Consider the following 22,456-nt stretch of genomic DNA (forward strand, 5'->3'; position numbering starts at 1 on the left):
GGATGACTATGCCCGCGATGAACACGGACTGGAAGCTCAACACGCCACCGGAATCCGAAGTGAACGTCGACGCCGACGTCCTGGCGATGCGCGCCCCGCTGGTGCGGGTGCACCGGAACGACGAAGGCACCTGGTCCTTCGACGGCCCGGGCCGCAACCCGCGACCGTCGAAGAAGACGATGCTCAGCGCCGTCGTCGGCGCCTGGCCGCACGTCGCCGCACTGTCCGATCTGGACACCGGCGGTGCTGCGGTGTGGTCGTGGAAGCAGCACGGCTGGGCCAGCGAGGTCAAGTGCGAGTGCGGCAGCTGCGACCAGCCGGTCGCCTCCGACATCGACCGCAACAGCTGGCCGAGCGAACTGCAGCCGCACAGCATCCTCAGCGTCGAACAGGCCGCCCTGTCCGGCCAGGCCCCGCTGACCGACATCATCTCCACGCCCGGCGGAATCGCGCTGCTGGGCCCGGGTGACCACCGGCGCACGGCCGACCTGATGACGCCGGTCGCGCTCGCGAACGTGATCCGCCGCTGGCCGCACACGATGCAGGCGCTGCGCGCCCTGAAGGAAGGCCGCGGCATGCGCTGGAACCCGCAGCAGCTCAACTGGCACGAATACGTCCTGGCCTAGCCAGTTCGTGCTGCCGAGACCTCACCCGCGCAGCGGTGGGGTCGTGAGTGGCAGTGGCCGCCCGAGCGACCATTGCCACTCACGAAAACGCGGTTCAGGCGTTCTCGGTGAGCTGGGGGAGCTCGAGGATCCGCGAGTAGAGGACCTCCAGCAGCCAGCGGCCGAACATCGACGAGCCGAACTCCGCGGTCCGGTCCTCCGGAGTGACCACCAGCTCGGCCGGGCCCTCGAAACCGGCGTTGACCACGCCGACGCCGTAGTAGTCCAGCTCCAGCATCCGCAACGGTTTGTACTTGGAGCCCTCGGGCAGCACGACGGCGCACGGCGCCAACGTCAGCAACGTCCCGCACGCCCGCAGCGCGTGGCGGGCCCGCGACACCGGCACCAGCAGCCCGAGCAGATCGACCGCGGCCACCGGCACCTGATCGTGCGTGCAGGGCTCGGACCAGGACCGGAACCAGGCCGGGTTGAGCTCCGGTCCCCAGCCGTGACGACTGCGCCACTCGTGGACGTCGCGCCTGATCCGCGCCACGGCGGCGAACCGCGCACCGAGGACCTCGACGTCCGGGATCAGCTGGCCGTCCCATCCCAGGGCGCGCGCCGCGTGCTGAAGCTGCTGCACCGCTGCATGGTATGCCGCCGCACCGCGAAGTCCAGACCAGGTCTTCCGGCCTGCAGGAGAACTCGTCGCCGAACCGCCGGTGCCGCATCGCACCGGGCGCGTGGGCAAGGGTTACTGTTCTGCGCCGTGAGTGGTGAGAACGCGCTTCCGATCCGCGCGGCAGGAGCCGGAGGGCACGGGTCATGATGCGGCGCAGTACCAAGCGGTTGGCGCACCCCTTCATCGGTGGCCGCACCGACGAGGAGGAGCTGACCAAGCGGCCCGACCACGCGCTGGTGGGCGTGATCCGGATGCCGGGCACCACGATCAGCCCGGTCCGCTCCATCATCCGCCGGATCATCGGCGCGATGCTCGCGCTGGCCGCCACGGTGCTCATCGTGTACTTCGGCCGGGACGGCTACCGGGACTCCGCGGGCGGCGAGCTGGACCTGCTGGACGCCGTCTACTACGCGACGGTGTCGCTGTCCACCACCGGCTACGGCGACATCACCCCGGTCACCTCGCAGGCCCGGCTGGTGAACGTGCTGGTCATCACGCCGCTCCGGGTGCTGTTCCTGATCGTGCTGGTCGGTACCACACTGGAAGTGCTCACCGAGCGCTCTCGGCAGGCTTTCAAGATCCAACGCTGGAGGTCCAAGGTGCGCGACCACGTGGTCGTCATCGGATACGGAACCAAGGGCCGTTCGGCGGTCACCGCGCTGCTCGGTGACGGCGCCGAGCCCGGCCGCATCGTGGTCGTAGACACCGACCAGCGAGCGCTGGAAACCGCGTCCGCGCAAGGCCTGGTCACCGTCAACGGCTCGGGCACCCGCTCGGACGTGCTGCGGGTGGCGGGCGTGCCGCGGGCGCGGGCGATAGTGGTCGCCCCGGCCCGGGACGACACGGCCGTGCTGGTCACCCTGACCGCGCGAGAGCTCGCGCCGAAGGCGCAGATCGTCGCGGCGGTGCGGGAGGCCGAGAACGTGCACCTGCTGCGCCAGTCCGGCGCGGACTCGGTGGTGGTGTCCAGCGAGACGGCGGGCCGCCTGCTGGGCATGGCGACCTCGACGCCGTCGGTGGTGGAGATGTTCGAGGACCTGCTGACGCCGGACGTGGGCCTGGCGATCGCCGAGCGGGAGGTCGAACCGCAGGAGATCGGCGGCTCGCCTCGACACCTCTCGGACATAGTGCTCGGCGTGGTGCGCGATGGCCAGCTCTACCGGGTGGACGCGCCGGAAGCCGACGCGATCGAAGCGGGCGACCGGCTGCTCTACGTCAAGAAGGTGACTCCAGCGGACGCCTAACCCGCGCACCGGTGGTGATCCCGCCGGTGCCCGGAGTGACCCGCCGGCGCCGTGTGGCTTTCTGCCAATATCGGTGTCGTGGGAAGGCAACGAGGTTCGGCGTCGGTGGCGCCGATCCTGCTTGTCCTGGGAATGCTCGGGGTCGCGGTGGCAGTCGTGACGCTGTGGCCGCTGGTGACGGAGGCCGGGCGGGCGATGCGGTCGGCGACGGCGACCGTCGTCGAGTCGCGGCCGTGCGGCACCGCGTCGGCGCGAGACCTCGTCGAGGTCCGGATCGACGGCGTGGTGCGGCAAGCGCCGTTCGACGGCTGCGGCCACGCCCGCGGCCAGCAGCTGCCGGTGCAGGTGCCCGCCGACCCGGGCGAGGCCTTCGTGGTCAGCCCGGCGGGATCGGCCGACTCCGACCTGAAAGGCCAGGCCCAGCGCGCCAATTGGGTCCTGCTAACCCTCGCCGCGGTCGCCGGCGGCGGCTACGGGTTGATGCTCCGCCGGTCCTGAGGCCCGTCAGTCGACGTCGGAGGCCGCCGCCAGCCAGGTGTTGCACTCCGTGATCCGGTTCTTCCGGAACCCCTGCTCGACCCAAGACGCGTTGGTCGACGTGCTGCCGTGGTCGCGCACGCCGGTGTGCTCGTCGCCACGACCGGAGGAGTCCTCCAGCGCCGGGAAGATGTAGTCGTTGCTGACCCCGCCGTTCTGCAACGCGGCCAGCGTCATTCCCTCGAAGCAGGTCGCCTGCAGCTCGGAACGCCGAGTCAGTTCCAGCCCGGTCGACGTGGAACTGCCGCCCGCGTCGTAGGAGGCGTCGCCGTAGGCGCTGTTGATCCCGGTCATGCCCTGCAGCGCGTGGCCGAACTCGTGCGCGAACTGACCGAGGTACACGCCGCCATCGGCGCGCTGCTCCACCTCGGCGTAGTACCGCGCGGTCATGTAGATCGTGTGGTTGCCCGGGCAGTACATCGCGGTCTGGTTCCACCGCCGCGTCCCGCAGGGCGTTTCGATGCTGTCCCCGGTGGTGATCACGTTGGGCGCCCGCACCGGCAGGTTCGCGTTCTCCAGCGCCGGGGCCCACGCGTCCATCAGGCAGGGCAATGCGGCCTGGTAGAAGCGGTCCTGCGAGGTGACGTCGGTGTTGAAGCGGGGCAGGTTGCACGAGGTGTTCATGGCGCCGTTGCCCGGGATGTTGAACGGGTGGTTGCCCAGCGCCGCAACCGGTTTGACCTCGTCGTTGCTGCTGGTCGACGTGGAGGTCTCGGATTCCTCGCTGCTGGTGGTCGTGGTGGTTTCGGATTCGCTGGAGTTCGTCGAGGTCGAGCGGCTGCTGGTGCTGCTGTAGTCCGAAGCCCGGCTCGAGGTGATCGAGGCGGCCATCGCGCCGACGGTGCCGACGCCGAGCAGCGCCACGCCGACCAGCACCAGCGCGACGATGACACCGGTGTTGCTCTTGCGCTGCGGCGGCCGCATGTGCGGCATCGGCGGCGGCATTTGCTGCGGTGGACGGGGCGGCGCCAAGCGCACGGTCGTCTGCAGCGGAAGCGGGCGGGAGACCGGGGGCGGCGCGACCTGGCGCGTTGGCGGCCGGGGCGCCGGACCGCGAGGCGGCATCTGCTGCTGTCGCGGGGGTTGCGAGCTGGGCGGCGGCAACGGACCACGCTGCGGCGGGCGAGGCGGATGCTGCGCACCGCGCGGTGGGGAGGCCGGGGGCTGTTGCGGGCCGCGTGGTGGTTGCGGTCGGGAGGGTGGTTGCGGGCCGCGTGGTGGTTGCGGTCGGGAAGGCGGTTGTGGGCCGCGCGGAGGATGGGGTGCTGGCGGTGGTTGAGCGCCGCGAGGCTGCTGCGGTGGCCAGGGCTGCTGCGGGCCGCGAGGTGGTGGGGGCGGCTGCGTCATGCGGTCTTCCTCGCGGAGTGTCGAATGTGGACGGTTGGTCCAAGTTCAGCGGGCCGCCACCGAGCAGTCATTTCCCCCCGACTTCCTCACATCAATCCCACCGTTGCGGACCAGAGCTTAGCTACGGGCGGCTATCGTTCGGGCCGTGTTGACCAAATGGGGGCTGGTGGTCGCCCTGACCGGATTGCTGTTAGGCGCACCGAGCACGGCCGCGGCGCAGGAAGAGCCGGTCGATGCGTTGCCGGGCACGATTTCCAGCAGCGTGAACCTGAAACTGCAGCGCGACGGACTGGTCTCGGTCACCGAGCAGATCAACGTTCCCGCAGGTCAACACGTCGAACGTGCGATGCCGCTGCGGCAGTCCGCGGGGCCCGGAGCGGATCGGGTCTTCACGGTCTCCGACGCCGTGCTGGATGGTGGCGGCGCGATTCAGGTCGAGGCCGACAAGGTGCACCTGACGCTGCAGCCCGGAACCTCGACGCTGACGTACTCGGTTCGCGGTGCCGTGTCCGACGCCGGTGACCGGCAGGACGTCCGCTGGCAGGTCTCCGGCGGCTGGAACGTGCCGGTGGACCGCGTCGAAGTGTCGATGCTGTCGCCGAAGGTGCCGCAGGAGATCATGTGCCTGGCCGGCCCGCTGGGCAGCGCGAACCGCTGCGCCCAGTTCGAGATCACCCACACCCAGTCGATGCACGCGGTGACCTACGGCCTGCAGCCCGGTGACCGGATGGACATCACCTTCAAGGTCCCGGCGGGCACGGTGCCGGCGAACGCCGTGACCGACCAGTACTTCAGCCTGGCGAGGGCGTTCTCGCTGACGCCGGCGACGGCCGCGGGCCTGGCCGCGATCGGCCTGCTGCTGATCGGCGGCCTCGGCCTCGTCTGGTACGCCCGCGGCCGGGACGTGCGCGCGTTCGCCGAGGACGTGGGCCGGGTCGAGGTGTTGATGACCGATTCGCAGGGCGCGGTCACGTTCGCGTCCCCGGACGGCGTGCTGCCCGGCCAGATCGGCACGGTCATCGACGAGCGGGTGGACCCGGTCGACGTGACCGCGACGATCATCGACCTGGCGGTCCGCAACTACCTGTGGATCGAGGAACTCCCCGACCAGGACTGGCGAATCGTCCGGCTGAACCCGGCGGACGCATCGCTGCGGCCGTTCGAGCGAGCGGTCTACGACCTGCTCGTCGGGCAAGCGGAAGAGGTACAGCTGTCGCAACTCCGCGATCTCGACGCCAACCGGGTCCGCGCGGCGCTGTACGCGGAGGTCGTGGAGAAGGAATGGTTCGCGCGGCGCCCGGACGTCGACCGGAACCGCTTCTGGTGGACGGGCCTCGGCGTGATCATCGGCGGAGCGGCGCTGACGGTGGCACTGGCGCTGACGAGCTCCGTAGCGCTGCTGGGGATCGGCGTGCTGATCGGCGGCATCGCGATGATGTTCAGCGTCCGCCTGATGCCGGCGCGAACGCGACGAGGCAGCGCGCTCGTGGTGCAGGTGCGAGGCTTGCGCGGCTACCTGCACGAGGCCTCGGCGGAGTCGTTGCCGGCGCAAGACCGAGAGACGGTGTTCTCCCGATCGCTGCCGTACGCGGTGGTGCTGGAAGAAACGGAACGCTGGCTAGCGGAGTTCGCGGAACTGGACCCAGGAGCAGACGGAACGCCGGGCCTGTACTGGTACGGAAGCCCGAACGCCACCCCGAACCTCCAGAGCTTCCGGCAAAGCTTCCCAACCCTGATCGAAAAGCTGAACGAAACGGTCAAGCACTAACGCACCGGCCATCTGCTGCCGACGATGACTGGCGCGGATCGCGGAGACGGTGGAAGGCCGGTTTTCCTTTCCCGGACAACGTCCACGAGGGCCGCTTCGGCCTGCGATAAGGCGAAAAGCCGGTCCAGGACGAGCCTTCCGAACCTGGCATGATCGCAACGTCACGAGCAGAACGCCGACGAGCGATGCGCCTGGGGAAGCTGGGAAGACCGTCAGCCAATCGGCCTCGCGGTTTGCCGGAATGATCAAGGGGTAGGACGGTCGCAAGGCTGGTTCCAATCCCGATTTCAACACCTCGCGCGATCGCTGGCCGTATCTGCGCGATTCCGGACCGTGATGTCTTCGTGGCCTGCGGCTGACCGGGTGACGCCGGAGGTACTTCGGGTTTGTCGGGAACCGTTACGGGTGGCCCTGCGTCAGGTTAAAGTGTTCATCGTTTCCGGGGGAGATCGCAGAGTCCAGAGGGGTCTGGGATGACAAGCGCAGACGCAGGTGGTTTCGCCGCAGCCAAGGAAGGGCTGAAGGCGGTCAGCGGCCGCACGCAGTGGATCAATCAGCAGGTCGGCGCGGGCAAGCTGATGCTTGATCCAGACGTCGCCGACAAGGCCGCCAAGCGCTGTGAAGAGGAGATCGACGCGCTTCGTGACCTTCTCAGGTACGCGCAAGCTTTGGGGACTGTCAAGGGGCTAGGCGATTACCCCGACGGTCAGCAGCTGGCGAAACGCTTCGAGGACAAGGCGACTCACGGAGACGCTGGGGTCCTCAAGCTGCTCCGTGACATGCAGGACGAGTTGAAGAAGCAGGCGGACGCGTTCCGCGGTGCTGCCAAGGACTACCGTGCCACGGACGAGCAGAACGCCGACGACCTGAGGCGAGGTATTCAGTGAGTACGTTTTCCCGGTCCCTGATCGCAACGGCTGCGGGCCTAGCCCTGTTTGGGCTCGCCGCTTGCTCGGGTGGCGGTAAGAACACTGGTGGCAGCGAGGAGACGACGTCTTCCGCGCCCACTTCAGCGGCATCGGGTTCTGGGTTGGCCGGTTTTGATCCGTGCACGTTCTTCAAGCCTGACGAGTTGACCTCGTTCGGCGTTTCGACGAAGAGCGAGGAGTTCACACAGGTTAGCTTCCAGCCGGGCTGCGCGTGGAACGGCGAGAAACTGGATATCGCACTCCAGAAGAACGCGGACGAGACTGTGGAGAGCCTTGGCAAGGGCGCCTTCGACAGTTACACGCCCACCACGGTCGCCGGTCGTGAGGCGGCCGAAGTGCTTGTGATCGGGGCGACGGGGCAGGGCGCCTGCAACTACGCCGTGTCCGCAGGCGGCGGAATTGTTCTCTACCAGATCACCGCCGCGATGCGCGACACCCTGCCGGACCCGTGCGGCGATCTGAAGAAGATCGTCGATCAAACGGCTTCGCGGCTGCCGAAGTGACGAAACAGGGGGAGTGATGGGACTTCTCAGTACCCTCGACAACGCGGGTTCCCGGGTCTTCGGCTGGGAGAGCGCCGCGGAAGAGGACCGGAAGAAGCACGGCGAAGAGGCGAACCGGGTCGCCCAGCAGCAGCAGTCGCAGTTGGCGCAGCAGAACTCCGGCCTCAATGTCAGCAGCTTCGACTCGCCGGCTATCAGCCAGTGCATCAACTGGTCGGGGTTCGGGCACGCGCAGATCTACAAAACCAACCAGGAGTCGATCGACCAGGGCAAGGTCGGTGAGGTCGCCGAGGCGTGGAAGAAGCTCGCCACGGGCTTGCGCGAGCGCGGCAACAACTACTCCACGGACCTTGCCAACATCGTCGATGGGGGCTGGGAAGGCGAAGCCGCCGGCAACGCTCGTGAGGTCGGCAAGCCTGCTTCCGACTGGATGAAGGCCAGCGCCGATGCCTTCGAGATGACCGGGAACAACCTGCACGCCGCGGGTGAGGCTGCCGGTCAGGCCAGCAAGATGGTCGAGAAGCCGCAGGGCTTCAGCTGGGGCGAGGCTGCTTCCGCGTCGGTTCCGTTCGGGCTTGCCGGTGGCGGCATCAACGCGCTCAGCCAGATGGAGGAGCAGGAGCAGGCTGAGAAGGCCGCGCAGGAGACGATGGCGCGCGTCTACAGCCCCACGCTCACCCAGGTCGACGCGAAGATGCCGCAGTACAAGGGCCCCGACGGCAACACCAAGGAGCCGCCGCCGGTTCCGCCGCCGCCCCCCACGGACTGGGGTGGCGGCCCGGGCGGCGGCGGTCCCGGTGGTGGGCCCGGCGGCGGTATGCCCGGTGGCGGCGGCGGGATTCCCGGCGGTGGCATGCCCGGTGGCGGCATCCCCGGTGGAGGTATCCCCGGCGGCGGGACGGGTGGCGGATATCCCGGTGGCAGCGGTAGCGGCATCCCCGGTGGCGGCTACACCACGCCGTCCGGAACCGGCAGCCAGTGGGCTGACCAGCCCGGCCTTCCGGGTGGCGGCGGTTCCGGTCTTCCCGGCGGTGGCGCTGGCGGCGGGCTCCCCGGCGGTGGCGCCGGTGGTGCCGGCATGGTCGGTGGCATGGGTGGCGGTGCCGGCGCTGGCAGCATGGCCGCTGGTGGCCGGGCCGGTGTCGGTGGACTCGGCGCCGGGGCCGGCGCGGGTGCGGGCGCGGCCGGTGGTGCCGGCGCTCGGGGCGCCGGTGCCGGACGAGGCGCGATGGGCGGTATGGGTGGTGCCGGTCAGCGCGGCCAAGGCAGCGAGGACCAGGAACATGAGCGGCCGTCCTGGCTCGAGGAGCAGGACGACATCTGGATGAACGACATGCCGAAGACCGCCCCGCCGGTGCTCGGCGAATGATCCGGTGCTGACCGGTGGTGCCGACCTCGGCACCACCGGTCAGTCACGCGTGCAGCGGGCGAATTCACAAGGGGAGAAACACAGTGGGCGTGTTGGGGCGGTGGCAGCTTCAGCCGGTGCACTTGGACATCGTGCTCAAGTACCTGAAGATCGACGGCTTGACCCTGCCGTTGAGCAGCCGTTCTTTCGGGTACACCGCCGACGAGTTCAGCCGGATCGCGATCGGTGAGCTGGACCGGATGGCCGCCGCCGGAGTCGTGATCAACGACGAGGTCGCGCCGCCGCTGGTCGCCGCGCTCAAGGCGCTGGCCAACCCGTATCTGTGGGTCGACTCGCTGTGGTTCCCGCAGGTCGGCACCGATCACTGCTGGCGGGCGCTCGCGGTGTTCACCGAAGGCAACCGGGTCGTGCTCGGCGTGCAGACGCCGAGTGAAGACCCGCAGCGCGGCGGCATGGTGACCGTCGAGGTCCACGAGAACGCCCCGCTGCCGCAGGTGCTGCTGGCCACGCTGCCGCCCACCAAGCCGGGCGGCCAGGGGCCGGTGCGCGTCCCGCAGAGTTCGCTGGTGCAGAAGCCGCAGGCCGACGACTACGACCAGATGAGCATGATGCAGTCGGCCACCCCGAACCGCGGCAGCAGCGGCGACCAGCAGGTCTCGCTCTACGAGGCGATCGGGAAGGCGCCGCACCAGCGCATCGGCCAGATCTCGGCGAGCATGCGCGACCAGTACGGCCGCCGGAAGCGTTCCCAGGTGGTGTCCTGGTTCGACAACGAGCCCGACGGCCGCTACCTGAACCGGGTCGAGCGCGGCAGCTCCGGTGAGCAGGTCTTCGCGATCGTGCCGGCCGACGCGCGCGCGATCGGCGCCGAGATCGATTCCCTCATCGCCCAGGTCCGCTGACCGCACCTGAGCGGGATCGCTGCCCAACTGCGGCTGGATGCTGCGCGCCGGAAGTTCGCCACCTACGCCGGGTGATCACAACACGCCGAAGAGTGGCGAAGGGGGCACCCACGGCTTGACAGTCCGCACGTAGGCTGCATGGCATGGTCGAACCCCAGCTGCATCGCGTTACTTTGCCCAATGGGCTGCGCGTGGTGTTGGCACCGGACTCGGCGGCGGGCCAAGCGTCGTCCGGGCAGGCCCCTGTGGTCGGTGTCAGCGTGCACTACGACGTGGGCTTCCGCTCGGAACCGGAGGGGCGCACCGGCTTCGCGCACCTCTTCGAGCATTTGATGTTCCAAGGCAGCGAGAGCCTGGAGAAGCTCGCGCACTTCCGGCATGTGCAGGGCTCCGGCGGCACCTTCAACGGTTCGACGCACCAGGACTACACCGACTACTACCAGGTGCTGCCGTCGGCGGCGCTGGAGCGGGCGTTGTTCCTCGAAGCGGACCGGATGCGGGCGCCGAAGATCACCGAGGAGAACCTGCGCAACCAGGTGGACGTGGTCAAGGAGGAGATCCGCCTCAACGTCCTCAACCGCCCCTACGGCGGGTTCCCGTGGATCTTGCTGCCGCCGGTGCTGTACTCGACCTTCGCCAACGCCCACAACGGCTACGGAGACTTCACCGACCTGGAACAGGCGACCGTCGACGACTGCGCCGCGTTCTTCGACACCTTCTACTCGCCGGGCAACGCGGTGCTGACCGTCTCCGGTGACATCGACGTCGAGCGCACCATCGATCTGATCAACAAGCACTTCGGCGACGTGCCGGCGCGCGACGTCGCGCCGCGGCCGTCGTTCGGCGAGCCGTTCCCGTCCGGTGAGGTGCGCGGCAAGCACGCCGACCCGCACGCGCCGCTGCCCGCCGTCGCGCTGGGCTACCGCTTGCCCGACCCGGTCGGCGAGCTCGACGCCTACCTGGCGAACGTGGTGCTCGCGGCGATCTTGTCCGACGGCGACGCCTCCCGCCTGCAGCAGCGCCTGGTCTACCAGGACGCGCTGGTGGTGGACGTGCACGCCGGCTGCGGCCTGATGGGCTCCCCGCTGGACGCCCGCGACCCGGACACCTTCACCGTGACCGCGATCCACACGCCGGAGGTCGGTCTCGACCGGGTGGTCGGGGCGGTCGACGAGGAGCTGGAGAAGCTGGCCGCCGACGGTCCCAGCGAGGACGAGCTGTCCCGCGTCACGGCGCGCTGGGCCGCCAGCCTTTACCGGGGGCATGACCGGGTGATCACCCGGACCCTCGACCTGGGCAGTGCCGAGCTGCTGCACGGCAGGGCCGAACTGATCTCCGAGCTGCCGAAGCGGATCGGTGAGGTCCGAGCGGAGGACGTCGCGGCGGCCGCGAAGGCGCTGCGGTCGGACGCGCGAGCGGTGCTGGAGATCGAACCCGCAGGTGACGAGAACGCGACAGGAGGTGCGGCATGACCCGCGCAACGCACCGCAGCGCCGAGGAGATCGGCCGCACCGAGCTCGGCCCGCGGCCGCTGCCGCCGCTCGGCGAGCCCCGCACCGGCCGCGCACCGGCCGTCGTGGACACCGTGCTGGACAACGGGCTGCGGGTGATCGCCGCCCGGCACGGCGTGGTCCCGATGGTCGAACTGCGCCTGCGGATCCCGTTCGCCGGCGAGGACCCGAAGCACGCGGCCCGCGCCGAGCTGCTGGCCGAGACGCTGCTGACCGGCACGGAGCGCCGCAACCGGGTGCAGGTGGACACCGACCTGGCCGCGGTGGGTGCCGACCTGAGCTCGGTCGTCGACCCGGAGCGGCTCAGCATCACCGGCGACGCGCTGGCCACCGGGCTGGACACCCTGCTCGACGTGCTCGCCGACGCGCTGACCGGCGCGGTGTACCGCGATGAGGAGATCGAGGGGGAGCGCGCCCGGCTGGTCGAGCGGATCACCGTCGCGCGATCGCAGCCGCGGGTGATCGCGCGCGAGGAGCTGCAGCGACACCGCTACGGCGACCACCCGTTCGTCCGCGAGGTGCCGGAGGCCGAGGACGTCGCCGAGGTCACCGCCGAGGAGGTCCGCGCCCTGCACCGCGAGGCGGTGCTGCCGCGCGGCTCGGTGCTCGTGGTGGTTGGCGACATCGACCCGGATCAGGCGGTGGCGGCCGTCGCGCGCAACCTGGCGGGCTGGCAGTCCGAGGACAGCGCGCGGGAGCTCCCGTCGCTGCCCGCGGTTCACGGCGGCGACGTGCGGCTGGTGCACCGGCCCGGTGCGGTGCAGTCGCAGCTGCGCTTCTCCGCGCAGGCGCTACCGCGCACCGACCCGCAGTACCCGGCGCTGCAGGTCGCGAACCTGGTCTTCGGCGGCTACTTCTCCTCGCGCTTGGTGGAGAACATCCGCGAGGACAAGGGCTACACCTACGGCGCGCACTCGTCGTTCGAGTTCACCCGGGGCAACGGCACGGTCCTCGTCGACGCCGACACCGCCAGCGAGGTCACCGCGGCCGCGCTGCTGGAGACCCGGTACGAGCTGGCGAGGCTGGCGCTGGTGCCGCCGACCGAGTCGGAGGTGGAGTCTGCCCGGCAGTACGCCATCGGCAGCCTGCTCACCTCCACCGCTTCGCAGGCCGGGATGGCGTCGACGCTCGTCGCGCTGGCCGCGGCGGGGCTGGGGCAGGACTGGTTGATCGCCCACCCCGAGCGGTTGCGGGCGATCACGGTCGAGCAGGTGGCCGAGGCGGCCCGGCTGTTCGCGCCGACCTCCTTCACCGGCGTGGTCGTCGGCGACGCGGACAAGCTCGCCGACCAGCTGCGGCTGCTCGGGGGAGTGGTGCTGCCATGACGCGGTTAGACGGTGAGGCGGGCAGATGACGACCGAGGTGTTGGCAGGGGCGGGTTTCCAGCTGGATTCCGCACCCGTGCTGTCCAGGTCCACAGTGGACCGCAGGGAGACGCTGCGGGACGCCCCGGATGGCGGCGCCGAGCTGTGGTCGACCGGACGGATCGTGCTGGTGGACGCCAAGGGGCGCACCCGGATCGGCCCGGATTCGCGGCTCGTGGTGCATCCAGCGGGGGACTTCGGCGAAGTCCCGGTCCCGAACGCCGTCCTGCTCGGCGTCGAGGACGAGGTCAGCTACTGGGCGTTGCGCAGCGAGCACGACGGAACCCAGGATGACTGGCGAGACCTGCGCACCGGCGGTGGTCTGCTCAACGACACCGACGCGGGGCTGTTCACCACCGCTGTTGGTCTCCTCGGTTGGCATGACAACGCCCGCTACTGCGCGGTGTGCGGCGCGGCGACGACGCGAGTCCGCGCGGGGTGGGCCCGGCGTTGCACGGGCTGCGACCGCGAGGAGTACCCGCGAACCGACCCGGCCGTCATCTGCCTGGTGCACGACGGCGCGGACCACGTCCTGCTGGCCCGCCAGCCGATCTGGCCGCCGGAGCGGTACTCGGTGCTCGCCGGATTCGTCGAGGCCGGCGAGTCGCTGGAGGCCTGCGTCTCGCGCGAAATCGCGGAGGAGGTCGGGGTGGAGGTCTCGGACGTCCGCTACCTCGGCAGCCAGCCGTGGCCGTTCCCGCGGTCGCTGATGCTGGGCTTCGCCGCGATCGCGGACCGGTCGGCGCCGTTGACCCCGGCGGACGGGGAGATCGAGGACGCCCGCTGGGTGCACCGAGACACGGTCCTGGCGGCCCTGGAGTCCAAGGGCGAAGCGGTCGACGGCCTGCGTCTACCGCCGGGAGTGTCCATCGCCTACCGCATGATCAAGGGCTGGGCCACCTGGCAGGACTGACGCGAGGAGCCGGTCGGGAGCTTCCCGGCCGGCTCTTCACGCCACGGTCTCGGGTACCTGCAGCCTGCTGTCTCCGGAGCTCGCCACGAGCTGCACGGCCTCGCCGAGTGCCAGCCGGCCAAGGTGGGGGTCTCGATGTCGCCGCGCTCGACAGCGTTCATCCGAGGTTGGCCGATTCCGATTAGCCGAGCCAGCTCAATCCGGGTGACCTGCTTCTTCTTCCGCAGCTCGGCCGGCCGGTGCCCGGTGGCGTAGGCGGCGGTGATGCTTCGAGGGTTCCCGACACGCGGTTCTGGGTGTTGGGGTGCGACCTCGAACGGGGGAGCAGGTCTGCGAAGATGCCGGGCATGACCGAGCAGCCGCGACTCCTGGAAGGTTTGGATCCGGAGCAGCGGCAGGCGGTCGTCGCACCGCGCGGCCCCGTATGCGTCCTGGCGGGCGCGGGAACCGGGAAGACGCGCACGATCACCCATCGCATCGCTTATCTCGTGCAGCGCGGGCTCGTAGCGCCGCAGCAGGTGCTCGCGGTGACCTTCACCGCCCGGGCGGCGGGGGAGATGCGCACCCGGTTGCGTGCGCTCGGCGCGGCGGGTGTGCAGGCGCAGACCTTCCACGCCGCGGCCTTCCGGCAGCTGCGCTACTTCTGGCCGCGGGTGCACGAGACGTACATGTGGCAGCTGGCGGACAACAAGTTCCGGCTGGTCATGCAGGCGGCGAACAAGCTCGGGCTGTCCACCGAGCGGGAGGACGTCCGGGACCTGGCCGGCGAGATCGAGTGGGCCAAGTCGTCGCTGATCGGCCCCGAGCAGTATCCGGCCGCCGCGGCCGCTGCGGGGCGGGACGTGCCGGTGCTTCCGGAGCAGCTCAGCAAGGCCTTCGCGGCCTACGAGCAGCTCAAGAACCGGGCGCAGATGCTGGACTTCGACGACCTGCTGCTGCACATCGCGGCGATCCTGGAGGACCAGCCCGAGATCGCCGAGGAGTTCCGCGGCCGGTACCGGTCGTTCGTCGTGGACGAGTACCAGGACGTCAACCCGCTGCAGCAGCGGGTGCTCGACTCGTGGGTGGGCAACCGCGACGACCTCACGGTGGTGGGCGACGCGAACCAGACGATCTACTCGTTCGCGGGCGCCTCGCCGAAGTGGCTGATCGGTTTTCCGCGCAAGTACCCGGAGGCGACCGTGGTGCGCCTGGAGCGGGACTACCGGTCGACGCCGCAGGTGGTGGGTCTGGCCAACCAGGTCATCGGTGCGGCGCGGGAGCGGCCGGCCGGTACGCGGCTGAAGCTGGTCGGGCAACGCCCGGACGGCCCCCGCCCGGATTTCGCCGAGTACGACGACGAGACCGACGAGGCCGAGGCCATCGCGCGCAAGATCGCCCAGCTGGCCAAGCGAGGCGTTGCGCTGTCGGAGATCGCGGTGCTGTTCCGGGTCAACGCGCAGTCGGAGGCCTACGAGAAGGCGCTGTCCGACGCCGAAATCCCCTACCAGGTGCGCGGTGGCGAACGGTTCTTCGCGCGGGCGGAAGTGCGACAGGCGATGGTCACGCTGCGCACCGCAGTCGCGCACGGCGCCGACGAGGAGGATCTGCCCGCGACGGTCCGTTCCGTGCTCCGCGAGGTCGGCCTGACCGACGAGCCGCCTGCCGGTGGTGCCGCGCGCGAGCGGTGGGAGTCGCTGATCGCACTGGTGGAGCTCGCGGAGGAGCTGGCCGCCGCGGAGCCCGACGCGGGGCTGCCTCGCTACGTCGCGGAACTCGACGCGCGTGCCGAGTCCCAGCATCCGCCGACCGTAGAGGGCGTCACCCTCGCCTCGCTGCACGCGGCCAAGGGCCTCGAATGGGACGCGGTGTTCCTGGTGGGTCTGGTCGAGGGAACCCTGCCGATCCTGCACGCCGACACCGACGCGGCCGTCGAGGAAGAACGCCGCCTGCTCTACGTCGGGGTCACCCGCGCCCGCGAGCACCTCTACCTGTCGTGGGCGCTGGCGCGCGCCGGTGGCCGCCGCTACCGCCGGCGCAGCCGCTTCCTGTACAGCCTGGTGCCCGACGAACATCCGGCGGCGCTGCCCAACAAGGTCAAGCAGCGCGAGCTGCTGTCGCGGCCGGCGAAGGCCGTGAAGCCGCATTGCCGCATCTGCAACGCCGCCCTGACGGGCACGATGGACATCAAGCTCGGCCGCTGCGCGGACTGTCCGTCCGATGTGGATGAAGATCTGCTGTCGCAGCTGAAGGCGTGGCGCAGCGATCGGGCCCGGCAGCTGAAGGTGCCCGCCTACGTGGTGTTCACCGACGCGACGCTGACCGCGATCGCCGAGCAGCGGCCGCTGGACGAGACCGCGCTGGTGGGCATCTCCGGGATCGGGGCGTCGAAGCTGCAGAAGTTCGGCTCCGATGTGCTCGCGCTGATCCAGGGTGACCGCCGCGACACGCACTGAAACGCCTGGTCGCGCAGGTTTTTCAGGCGATCGAGCGGATTCTTCGAAAAATACGTTGCGACCGGCACGGTGGTGCCAATAACCTGCAAGAGCGCGAGCCGTGGTTGGTAGAAACCGCGGCCCTGAACCCCGAAGGGAGGTGGCCTTGGTGTCCACGATTCTGATGTCGAGCACCCCGAGCCACCTCATGGCCGGGGCCATCGCGCCTGCCCGCGTCACTTTCGCGCCATTCCCAGCTGTTGCCGAGCACGAAGCCGGCTATGGCCGAGAGTTCAAGCCGCGTTGGTTCCGCGCGGTCCCGCAGACCGTTGTCGACCCATGCCGGTCCGTTAGTAGGCGATTCCTCGATCCATTGATCTAGGAACGCCCCAGGCTTCTCGAAGGCCGCGGACCCACAACGGGTCCGCGGCCTTCTTGTTGTTCCTGGTTTTCCTTCATCCACAACCACAACCTGCCGCCGATCGACTACAGGAGGAAGTTTCATGTTGACCGCGAGTGTGCCGATATCCAGCTCGAGCGAGGGCTTGCTGGCAGACGAGGACACCGTGGCCGGCCTGTTCGGCAGTTCCGCGACCTTGGACAGCCAACTGCCCTGCCGCCAGGACCCCGACCTGTGGTTCGCCGAGACCCCGCGGGAACTGGACCAGGCCAAGTCGCTGTGCGCCGACTGTCCGATCAAGGCCGAGTGCCTGGCCGGTGCGCTGTCCCGCGGCGAGCCGTGGGGAGTCTGGGGAGGCGAGATCTTCGAGCGTGGCGCGGTGGTCGCCCGCAAGCGTCCGCGCGGCCGTCCGCGCAAGCACCCGCTGCCCGCCGAAACGCCGGTCGCAGGCACGCCCGCGCGGCGAGGTCAGGAGCGAGCGGCATGACCTACCACCGAATCATCGAACCCATCACCGAAACCCGGATCAAGAGCGAGGTACGAATGTTGATGCCCGAGGACCTGTCCCGGATACGAAGTAACGAGCTGCTCGACGAAGCGCACCGACATCGGTTAGCCCGGGAGATCTCGGCCGGCCGTTGGTGGCGTTGGCTCGCCGACTACGCCGATCAGCGCGCGCAACGGGCAGCCAGATGTCCATGAGCCGTCCGAGATCGGGATCGGCTCGGCAGGAGTCGGTAGTCGCGCGGTGCTGAATCGCCTTGCACCGCAACGGATTCCCAGCCGTCGTCCCATGCGTACTTCCCGACCGTGCCCACCGGTCGGGAAGTACGCGGTCACGGCGGCCGGGAATCCCCTCCGCAGAACGAGACTCGACGCGCTCGAGCGCTCGCGCACCTTGACAACATCGAGCACCAGCCGGGGCATTGCCCGTATCGTGATGCCCCGTGACCGGACACTCGCACGACAACATCGACTGGGACGAGCACCTGCAGCGGCTCCGGGACGGCGATGAGCTGAACGCGCCGGAGATCGCCGAACTCGTCACCGAGCTGCTGCGCCCGACCGATCGCACCGTGATCGAGATCGGCACCGGTGCGGGCGGAACGGCGGCGGCGTTCGCGGCGGAGCTGGCGGATTCCGGTGGTGTGCTGACCATCGTGGACGCGGCGCCGGAACTGCTCGCGGCGGCGGATGCCCGCGTCAAGCAGGTTTCCGACCGGGTCGAGGTCCATGCAGTTCAGGCGGACGCCGCCGCCGACTCGCTCGCAGAGGTCATCGAGCGGGCCGGGGCTCCCGCGCAGGCCGACGTGGTTTTCGCGGCGTTCGTGGTGCACCACCTGCCCGACCAGCTGGCCGGCGTGCGCCGACTTGCGAACCTGGTGCGTCCGGGCGGTCGGCTGGCGATCGTCGAGTTCGGGCTGGAAACGAAGGTGCTGCCGCCCGACGTCGGCCTCGCCGAGCCTGGGCTGGAAGCCCGGTTGATCGCCGCCCGCCAGGACTGGTTCCGGCAGATGCGGGCGGAGATGACCGGCACGGTCCGGATGCCGGTGGGGTGGGGCAAGGCGTTGTCCGAGGCGGGCCTGGCCGACGTGCGGTCGTGGAGCTACCTCGTGGACCGCCCGGCTCCGGTCTTCGGAGTCGCCCGGCAGGCGGTGCTGCGCCGGTTGCAGTTCCTCCGCAGGGACGCCGAGAACCGCGTCGGGCCGGCGGATCTGAAGGCGCTGGACGAGCTGCTCGACGAATCCGGCGAGCACTACGCCGGAAACCGCGACGACGTGTACTACCTGACGGCCAACACGGTCCACCTCGGCACCCGGCCGGCGATCTGAGGCCCGCCCGGGCCGCCGTTCGCCGGTTGGTGATCAGTCGGAGAAGCCGGGCTGCCACCGGGCGATGATGTCGCGGGCGCCGACCTCGGCGTCGAGCTGGCAGAGGATCCCGGTGGCGCCCAGCGTGACCCGGTGGATCAGCAGGTAGTCCGGCGGGAGGTTCAGCGACCGCCCCGTCCGGAAGTCCGGGCTGCGGAGGTCGCCGACCCGCTCGGCCTGGCGCTGCAACCAGCGCCGGGTGAAGTGGAACGTCGGCGTGCGGATCGGGTCCACGAACGGCGCCAGGTAGGCCAGCACGTCATCGGCCTGGATCTCCCGGTCGGCCTGCACGAACCGCTCCGCGCGCAGCAACTCCAGCAGCTCCGCGGACTTGTCGTCCAGGGCGAGCCGGACCATGCGGCCGAACGTCGCGGGCACGCCGTCGGGCAGCCGGGAGACTGCGCCGAAGTCGATCACGCAGAGCTTTCCGTCCGGCATCAGCATGAAGTTGCCGGGATGCGGGTCCGCGTGCAGCAGACCCACCCGGGAGGGCGCGGAGTAGTGGAACTCGGCGAGCAGCCGCCCCGCCGCATCGCGCTCCTCCTGGTCTCCGTCGGCGATGATCTGGGCGTACGGCTTGCCCGTCACCCACTCCGTGACGACCACCTTCGGGGAGCTGGCGATCACGGCCGGCACCCGGACGGAATCGTCGCCCCGGAACACCTTGGCGAATGCCCGCTGGTTGTCGGCCTCCGTGCGGTAGTCGAGCTCTTCGACCATCCGGTCCTGCAGTTCCGCGAGCAGCGGTTTGATCTCGGCGCCAGGGGCCAGCGATTGGAAGAGCCGGGAGAAGCGCATCAGCTGGCGCAGGTCGGAGCGCAGCGCCTCGTCCGCGCCCGGGTACTGGACCTTGACCGCGACCTCGCGCCCGTCGTGCCAGGTTGCTCGGTGCACCTGCCCGATGCTCGCCGCCGCGGCGGGAGTGTCGTCGAACTCGGCGAACCGCTGCCGCCAGGCGGCGCCCAGCTGTTCGGTGAGCACCCGGTGCACGCTGCTCGCGGGCATCGGCGGTGCCGCGGATTGCAGCTTGGTCAGCGCCTCGCGGTACGGGCCGGCCATCTCGTCCGGCACGGCGGCCTCGAACACGCTCAGCGCCTGGCCGAACTTCATCGCGCCGCCCTTGAGCTGGCCGAGGACCGCGAACACCTGCTCCGCGGTCTTGGCCGACACCTCGGCGCTGATCTCTGCCGGGTTCTGCCCGGTGAGCCGCTTCCCCCACCCGGCGGCCAGGCGGCCGGCGACACCGAGCGGCAGGCTGGCGAGCTTCGCGGTGCGGTGTGCCGCCCGGCGGGGAATGTCGGCCACGAATTCTCCTTGGTGCGCGCAGGAAAACCCTCTCGACGTTCGAAGGCTTATTCGAAATCGAGAAACCCACTCACATGCTAGAGGTTCCCTGCGACACCTTGGGGCGTGATCGACGTGTTGGCCGTCAGGTTTGCGCCACCGGTCGCATTCGCGGTTCCGGCGGGCAAGGGGCGAACGAGCCGTTCAGCCCCTCCGGGCCGAGTTGAGCACGCGTGTCCCCCTGGCGCCCCGGCGCGTGGCCGGTGCGATGTCGAACGCTGGAGCGAAGTGCGTCGGCGTTGCGGACGGGTGGGCGGCCCTGCGGCGGCCCACCCGTGCCAGGTCACGCCTTACCGAGGATGCGGGTCATCTTGGTGCCGCAGACCGGGCAGGTGCCCTTGGCCATCCGGCGACCGTTGGTCTCCGAGACCTCACCGGAAAAGTCGCGCTTCTCCCGGCACTTCACGCAGTAGCCGTTGTACGTCTCGGCCACGGCTCCCCTCCTTCATGTCGTGATCCAGCGTCGTTGCTGGCTCGTCTGCGGCCCACCTCCGGGCGGCTGGGGGAACGGTACATGTGGGCCATTCGACATGCATGCATTACGAGCATCGCATGTTCGACTTAACGGAGTAATCCCTCGGGGGATCACGATGCGTAGGCGTTGAGGCTCGGCTCACAGCGAGGGCCGTTTGTCGGGGCCACTCGCTAAGGTCCACTCCCGTGGCTGAAACCCAGGTCGAGGTGCGCCGCAGCAAGCGCCGCCGACAGACGGTGAGCGCCTATCGCGACGGTGACAAGATCGTGGTGCTGCTTCCGGCGCGGATGAGCCGCGCGGAGGAAAAGCGCTGGGTGGCGGACATGCTCAGCCGCCTGCAACGCAGTGAGACACGCCGGCGTTCGCCCGCGCGGGAGTCCGACGAAGCACTGATCGAGCGGTGCCGCGAACTGTCCGCGAAGTACCTCGACGGCCGGGCGCAACCGCAGGGCGTCCGGTGGGTGCCACCGATGCGCACGAGGTGGGCTTCCTGCACGCCCAGTGATGCCACCATTCGGGTGAGTCAGCGCCTCCGAGATGTACCCGGATGGGTGCTCGATTACGTGCTCATGCACGAGCTTGCGCACCTGCTGGTGCCCGGCCACGGGGCCGACTTCTGGAAGTGGGTGCGCCGCTACCCGAAGACCGAGCGGGCCATCGGCTACCTGGAGGGGGTATCCGCGGCGGCCCAGCTCGGCATCGGGCTGGACGACGACGCGGAAGAAGTCGAAGCGCGCACATGACGAGGGGCACCTCCGGGATTCCGGAAGTGCCCCGTCCGCGCTCGGTCAGTTCTCGTCGCGCTTCGGCGAGTCGTCGCCCTCGTCGTCGGACTTCGCCGCCTCGTCGGCCTCGGCGCGGCGGATCGCGGCGATCGGGTCGTCCAGGTCCGCGGAGCCCGAGCCCCAGCGATCGGCGAAGTCCAGCGGTTCGTCCAGGTCCGAGCTGTCCGGCAGCAGGTCGGGGTGGTCCCAGACCTGGTCCCGGCTCTCGATGCCGTGCCGCTCGGTCATCAGCCGCCACAGGTTCGCGGCGTCCCGCATCCGGCGGGGCCGCAGCTCCAGGCCGATGAGCGTGGCGAAGGTCTGCTCCGCCGGCCCGCCGGTCGCCCGCCGCCGCCGGACGGTTTCGCCCAGCGCGCCGGCACCCGGCAGCCGCTCGCCGATGGCGTCGGCAACGACCACGTCGACCCAGCCCTCGACCAGCGCGAGCAGCGTCTCCAGCCGGTTCAGCGCGGCCTGCTGCTCGGGGGTCGTCTTGGGTTCGAGCATCCCGGAGCCCATCAGCTCCTGCATCGAGCTCGGGTCGGTCGGATCGACCTTCCCGGCCAGATCCTCCAGCGCCGAGGTGTCGATGTGGATGCCGCGGGCGTACTCCTCCACGGTCGCCAGCAGCCGCTGGCCGAGCCACGGGACGTGGCTGAACAGCCGGTGGTGCGCGGCCTCGCGGGCGGCGAGGAACACGGTCGCCTCGCTGATGGGCCGGTCCAGGCCCTCGATGAAGCGCTCGATGTTCGCGGGCAGCAGCGCGGCGGTACCGGCCGGGGCCAGCGGCAGGCCGACGTCGGTGGACGTCAGCACCTCACCGCCGAGCTGCGCCAAGCCGTTGCCGAGCTGCGACCCGAAGGTCATCCCGCCCATCTGGCCGAGCATCGACAGCAGCGGGCCCGCGGCCTGCTTCGCCTCCTCCGGCAGAGCTTCCAGCCAGGCGCTGGACATCCGCTGCGCGACCGGGTCGCACAACCGCTGCCAGGTGGGCAGGGTCTTCTCCACCCAGTCCACCGACGACCAGGTCTGCACCGACCGGACCCCGGCGGGCAGTGAGGTGGTGGCGTCCAGCCACAGCTCGGCCAGCCGCACCGCGTCCTCGATCGCCTTGACCTGGTCCTGGCTCGGGCGCTCGGTGCGCTTGTTGTTGTGCAGCTGCTGCACCGCGAGCTGCTTGGCGAGCTCGTAGTTCACCGGGCCGGAACCGCCGCCGCTGCCGGAGTGGCTGAGCGCCTGGCCGAGTTGGGTCAACATCTGGCCGAGCTGGCCGATGTCGAAGTTCGGCATGCCGCCCGGTCCGGGCATGCCGCCGAAGCCGAAACCGGGCATGTCCCCGGAGCCTCCAGCGCCGCCCTCAGAGCGCCCTTGCGACGAGTCGCCCTTGTCGGGATCGTCGGGGTCCTGCGAGCTGAACCCGAACGGCAAGTTGGTCATAGTGCCACGGTACGCGGCCTGCGCCACCCCATAGAAGGTGTCCGGAGCTCGCTGGGCGCGAACATCGGGAAGGCGTT

General features: G+C 69.9%; 21 protein-coding genes. 16 read left to right on the plus strand and 5 right to left on the minus strand.

The window, feature by feature from the left end:
• Window positions 1-17 precede the first annotated feature (17 nt).
• The gene (locus tag AB0I53_RS11590) at window positions 18-626 is read left to right on the plus strand and encodes a hypothetical protein (RefSeq protein WP_358600218.1); all 609 of its coding nucleotides are present in this window, start codon (window positions 18-20) and stop codon (window positions 624-626) included.
• A 94-nt stretch (window positions 627-720) separates the two neighbouring features.
• Here AB0I53_RS11590 and AB0I53_RS11595 read toward each other — a convergent pair whose 3' ends face one another.
• On the minus strand, window positions 721-1,248 hold the full coding sequence (locus AB0I53_RS11595) for a hypothetical protein (protein ID WP_358600220.1): 528 nt from the start codon (window positions 1,246-1,248) through the stop codon (window positions 721-723).
• Between the two features lie 290 nt (window positions 1,249-1,538).
• Between AB0I53_RS11595 and AB0I53_RS11600 the strand changes: the two genes are divergently transcribed.
• Both AB0I53_RS11600 and AB0I53_RS11605 read left to right on the plus strand, forming a co-directional pair.
• A complete protein-coding gene (locus AB0I53_RS11600) occupies window positions 1,539-2,531 on the plus strand; it encodes a potassium channel family protein (protein ID WP_358600504.1) in 993 nt (330 codons plus the stop codon).
• A 78-nt stretch (window positions 2,532-2,609) separates the two neighbouring features.
• On the plus strand, window positions 2,610-3,029 hold the full coding sequence (locus AB0I53_RS11605) for a hypothetical protein (protein WP_358600223.1): 420 nt from the start codon (window positions 2,610-2,612) through the stop codon (window positions 3,027-3,029).
• Between the two features lie 6 nt (window positions 3,030-3,035).
• Here the strand turns inward: AB0I53_RS11605 and AB0I53_RS11610 are convergent, their stop codons facing one another.
• Window positions 3,036-4,001 (minus strand): neutral zinc metallopeptidase, encoded by a 966-nt coding sequence (locus AB0I53_RS11610; RefSeq protein ID WP_358600226.1) that lies wholly within the window; start codon window positions 3,999-4,001, stop codon window positions 3,036-3,038.
• Between the two features lie 559 nt (window positions 4,002-4,560).
• Here AB0I53_RS11610 and AB0I53_RS11615 point away from each other — a divergent pair.
• From AB0I53_RS11615 to AB0I53_RS11670, 12 genes are all read left to right on the plus strand, one after another.
• Complete coding sequence (locus AB0I53_RS11615; RefSeq protein WP_358600229.1) at window positions 4,561-6,183, plus strand: DUF2207 domain-containing protein; 1,623 nt, start codon at window positions 4,561-4,563, stop codon at window positions 6,181-6,183.
• A gap of 473 nt (window positions 6,184-6,656) precedes the next feature.
• Window positions 6,657-7,070 carry a hypothetical protein gene (locus tag AB0I53_RS11620; protein ID WP_358600232.1) on the plus strand — a complete coding sequence of 138 codons (414 nt, stop codon included), beginning with the start codon at window positions 6,657-6,659 and terminating at the stop codon, window positions 7,068-7,070.
• Complete coding sequence (locus tag AB0I53_RS11625; protein WP_358600235.1) at window positions 7,067-7,615, plus strand: DUF3558 domain-containing protein; 549 nt, start codon at window positions 7,067-7,069, stop codon at window positions 7,613-7,615. Before AB0I53_RS11620 ends, AB0I53_RS11625 begins: the two co-directional genes overlap by 4 nt.
• Before the next feature lie 16 nt (window positions 7,616-7,631).
• A complete protein-coding gene (locus AB0I53_RS11630; RefSeq protein ID WP_358600238.1) occupies window positions 7,632-8,984 on the plus strand; it encodes a hypothetical protein in 1,353 nt (450 codons plus the stop codon).
• Window positions 8,985-9,100: 116 nt separating this feature from the next.
• Window positions 9,101-9,886, plus strand: coding sequence for an ESX secretion-associated protein EspG (locus tag AB0I53_RS11635; protein WP_358600241.1), 786 nt, complete (start codon window positions 9,101-9,103; stop codon window positions 9,884-9,886).
• A 143-nt stretch (window positions 9,887-10,029) separates the two neighbouring features.
• Window positions 10,030-11,358 (plus strand): pitrilysin family protein, encoded by a 1,329-nt coding sequence (locus AB0I53_RS11640; RefSeq protein WP_358600244.1) that lies wholly within the window; start codon window positions 10,030-10,032, stop codon window positions 11,356-11,358.
• Entirely contained in the window at window positions 11,355-12,722 is a 1,368-nt protein-coding gene (locus AB0I53_RS11645) for a pitrilysin family protein (RefSeq protein ID WP_358600247.1), read from the plus strand. The genes AB0I53_RS11640 and AB0I53_RS11645 overlap by 4 nt, the downstream gene beginning before the upstream one ends.
• 25 nt (window positions 12,723-12,747) lie before the next feature.
• On the plus strand, window positions 12,748-13,674 hold the full coding sequence (gene nudC, locus AB0I53_RS11650; RefSeq protein WP_358600249.1) for an NAD(+) diphosphatase: 927 nt from the start codon (window positions 12,748-12,750) through the stop codon (window positions 13,672-13,674).
• Window positions 13,675-14,021: 347 nt separating this feature from the next.
• A complete protein-coding gene (locus AB0I53_RS11655) occupies window positions 14,022-16,109 on the plus strand; it encodes an ATP-dependent DNA helicase UvrD2 (protein WP_358600250.1) in 2,088 nt (695 codons plus the stop codon).
• Between the two features lie 482 nt (window positions 16,110-16,591).
• Window positions 16,592-16,975 (plus strand): WhiB family transcriptional regulator, encoded by a 384-nt coding sequence (locus AB0I53_RS11660; RefSeq protein ID WP_358600252.1) that lies wholly within the window; start codon window positions 16,592-16,594, stop codon window positions 16,973-16,975.
• Window positions 16,972-17,190: a hypothetical protein gene (locus AB0I53_RS11665; RefSeq protein WP_358600254.1), complete on the plus strand. Its 219-nt coding sequence runs from the start codon at window positions 16,972-16,974 to the stop codon at window positions 17,188-17,190. The genes AB0I53_RS11660 and AB0I53_RS11665 overlap by 4 nt, the downstream gene beginning before the upstream one ends.
• A gap of 245 nt (window positions 17,191-17,435) precedes the next feature.
• Window positions 17,436-18,320, plus strand: a complete 885-nt coding sequence (locus AB0I53_RS11670; RefSeq protein ID WP_358600257.1) for a methyltransferase — start codon at window positions 17,436-17,438, stop codon at window positions 18,318-18,320.
• A gap of 33 nt (window positions 18,321-18,353) precedes the next feature.
• Here AB0I53_RS11670 and AB0I53_RS11675 read toward each other — a convergent pair whose 3' ends face one another.
• Both AB0I53_RS11675 and AB0I53_RS11680 read right to left on the minus strand, forming a co-directional pair.
• Entirely contained in the window at window positions 18,354-19,664 is a 1,311-nt protein-coding gene (locus AB0I53_RS11675) for an AarF/ABC1/UbiB kinase family protein (protein ID WP_358600260.1), read from the minus strand.
• A 322-nt stretch (window positions 19,665-19,986) separates the two neighbouring features.
• Window positions 19,987-20,136 (minus strand): DUF5679 domain-containing protein, encoded by a 150-nt coding sequence (locus tag AB0I53_RS11680; protein ID WP_010693945.1) that lies wholly within the window; start codon window positions 20,134-20,136, stop codon window positions 19,987-19,989.
• Between the two features lie 227 nt (window positions 20,137-20,363).
• On the opposite strand from AB0I53_RS11680, the gene AB0I53_RS11685 reads away from it, so the two are divergent.
• Entirely contained in the window at window positions 20,364-20,921 is a 558-nt protein-coding gene (locus AB0I53_RS11685) for a M48 family metallopeptidase (RefSeq protein WP_358600263.1), read from the plus strand.
• Between the two features lie 45 nt (window positions 20,922-20,966).
• Here the strand turns inward: AB0I53_RS11685 and AB0I53_RS11690 are convergent, their stop codons facing one another.
• Complete coding sequence (locus AB0I53_RS11690) at window positions 20,967-22,379, minus strand: zinc-dependent metalloprotease (RefSeq protein ID WP_358600266.1); 1,413 nt, start codon at window positions 22,377-22,379, stop codon at window positions 20,967-20,969.
• Window positions 22,380-22,456: the final 77 nt, after the last annotated feature.

It is taken from the genome of Saccharopolyspora sp. NPDC050389 (assembly GCF_040655595.1).
Classification (GTDB): Bacteria; Actinomycetota; Actinomycetes; order Mycobacteriales; family Pseudonocardiaceae; genus Saccharopolyspora.

Bases quoted from the DNA above. Each gene is read 5' to 3' on its own strand.
- AB0I53_RS11590 (WP_358600218.1), top strand. From the start codon at position 18: ATGAACACGGACTGGAAGCTCAACACGCCACCGGAATCCGAAGTGAAC.
- AB0I53_RS11610 (WP_358600226.1), bottom strand. From the start codon at position 4,001: ATGCCGCACATGCGGCCGCCGCAGCGCAAGAGCAACACCGGTGTCATC.
- AB0I53_RS11620 (WP_358600232.1), top strand. From the start codon at position 6,657: ATGACAAGCGCAGACGCAGGTGGTTTCGCCGCAGCCAAGGAAGGGCTG.
- AB0I53_RS11655 (WP_358600250.1), top strand. From the start codon at position 14,022: ATGACCGAGCAGCCGCGACTCCTGGAAGGTTTGGATCCGGAGCAGCGG.
- AB0I53_RS11630 (WP_358600238.1), top strand. From the start codon at position 7,632: ATGGGACTTCTCAGTACCCTCGACAACGCGGGTTCCCGGGTCTTCGGC.
- AB0I53_RS11665 (WP_358600254.1), top strand. From the start codon at position 16,972: ATGACCTACCACCGAATCATCGAACCCATCACCGAAACCCGGATCAAG.
- AB0I53_RS11660 (WP_358600252.1), top strand. From the start codon at position 16,592: ATGTTGACCGCGAGTGTGCCGATATCCAGCTCGAGCGAGGGCTTGCTG.
- AB0I53_RS11640 (WP_358600244.1), top strand. From the start codon at position 10,030: ATGGTCGAACCCCAGCTGCATCGCGTTACTTTGCCCAATGGGCTGCGC.
- AB0I53_RS11690 (WP_358600266.1), bottom strand. From the start codon at position 22,379: ATGACCAACTTGCCGTTCGGGTTCAGCTCGCAGGACCCCGACGATCCC.
- AB0I53_RS11600 (WP_358600504.1), top strand. From the start codon at position 1,539: ATGCCGGGCACCACGATCAGCCCGGTCCGCTCCATCATCCGCCGGATC.
- AB0I53_RS11645 (WP_358600247.1), top strand. From the start codon at position 11,355: ATGACCCGCGCAACGCACCGCAGCGCCGAGGAGATCGGCCGCACCGAG.
- nudC (WP_358600249.1), top strand. From the start codon at position 12,748: ATGACGACCGAGGTGTTGGCAGGGGCGGGTTTCCAGCTGGATTCCGCA.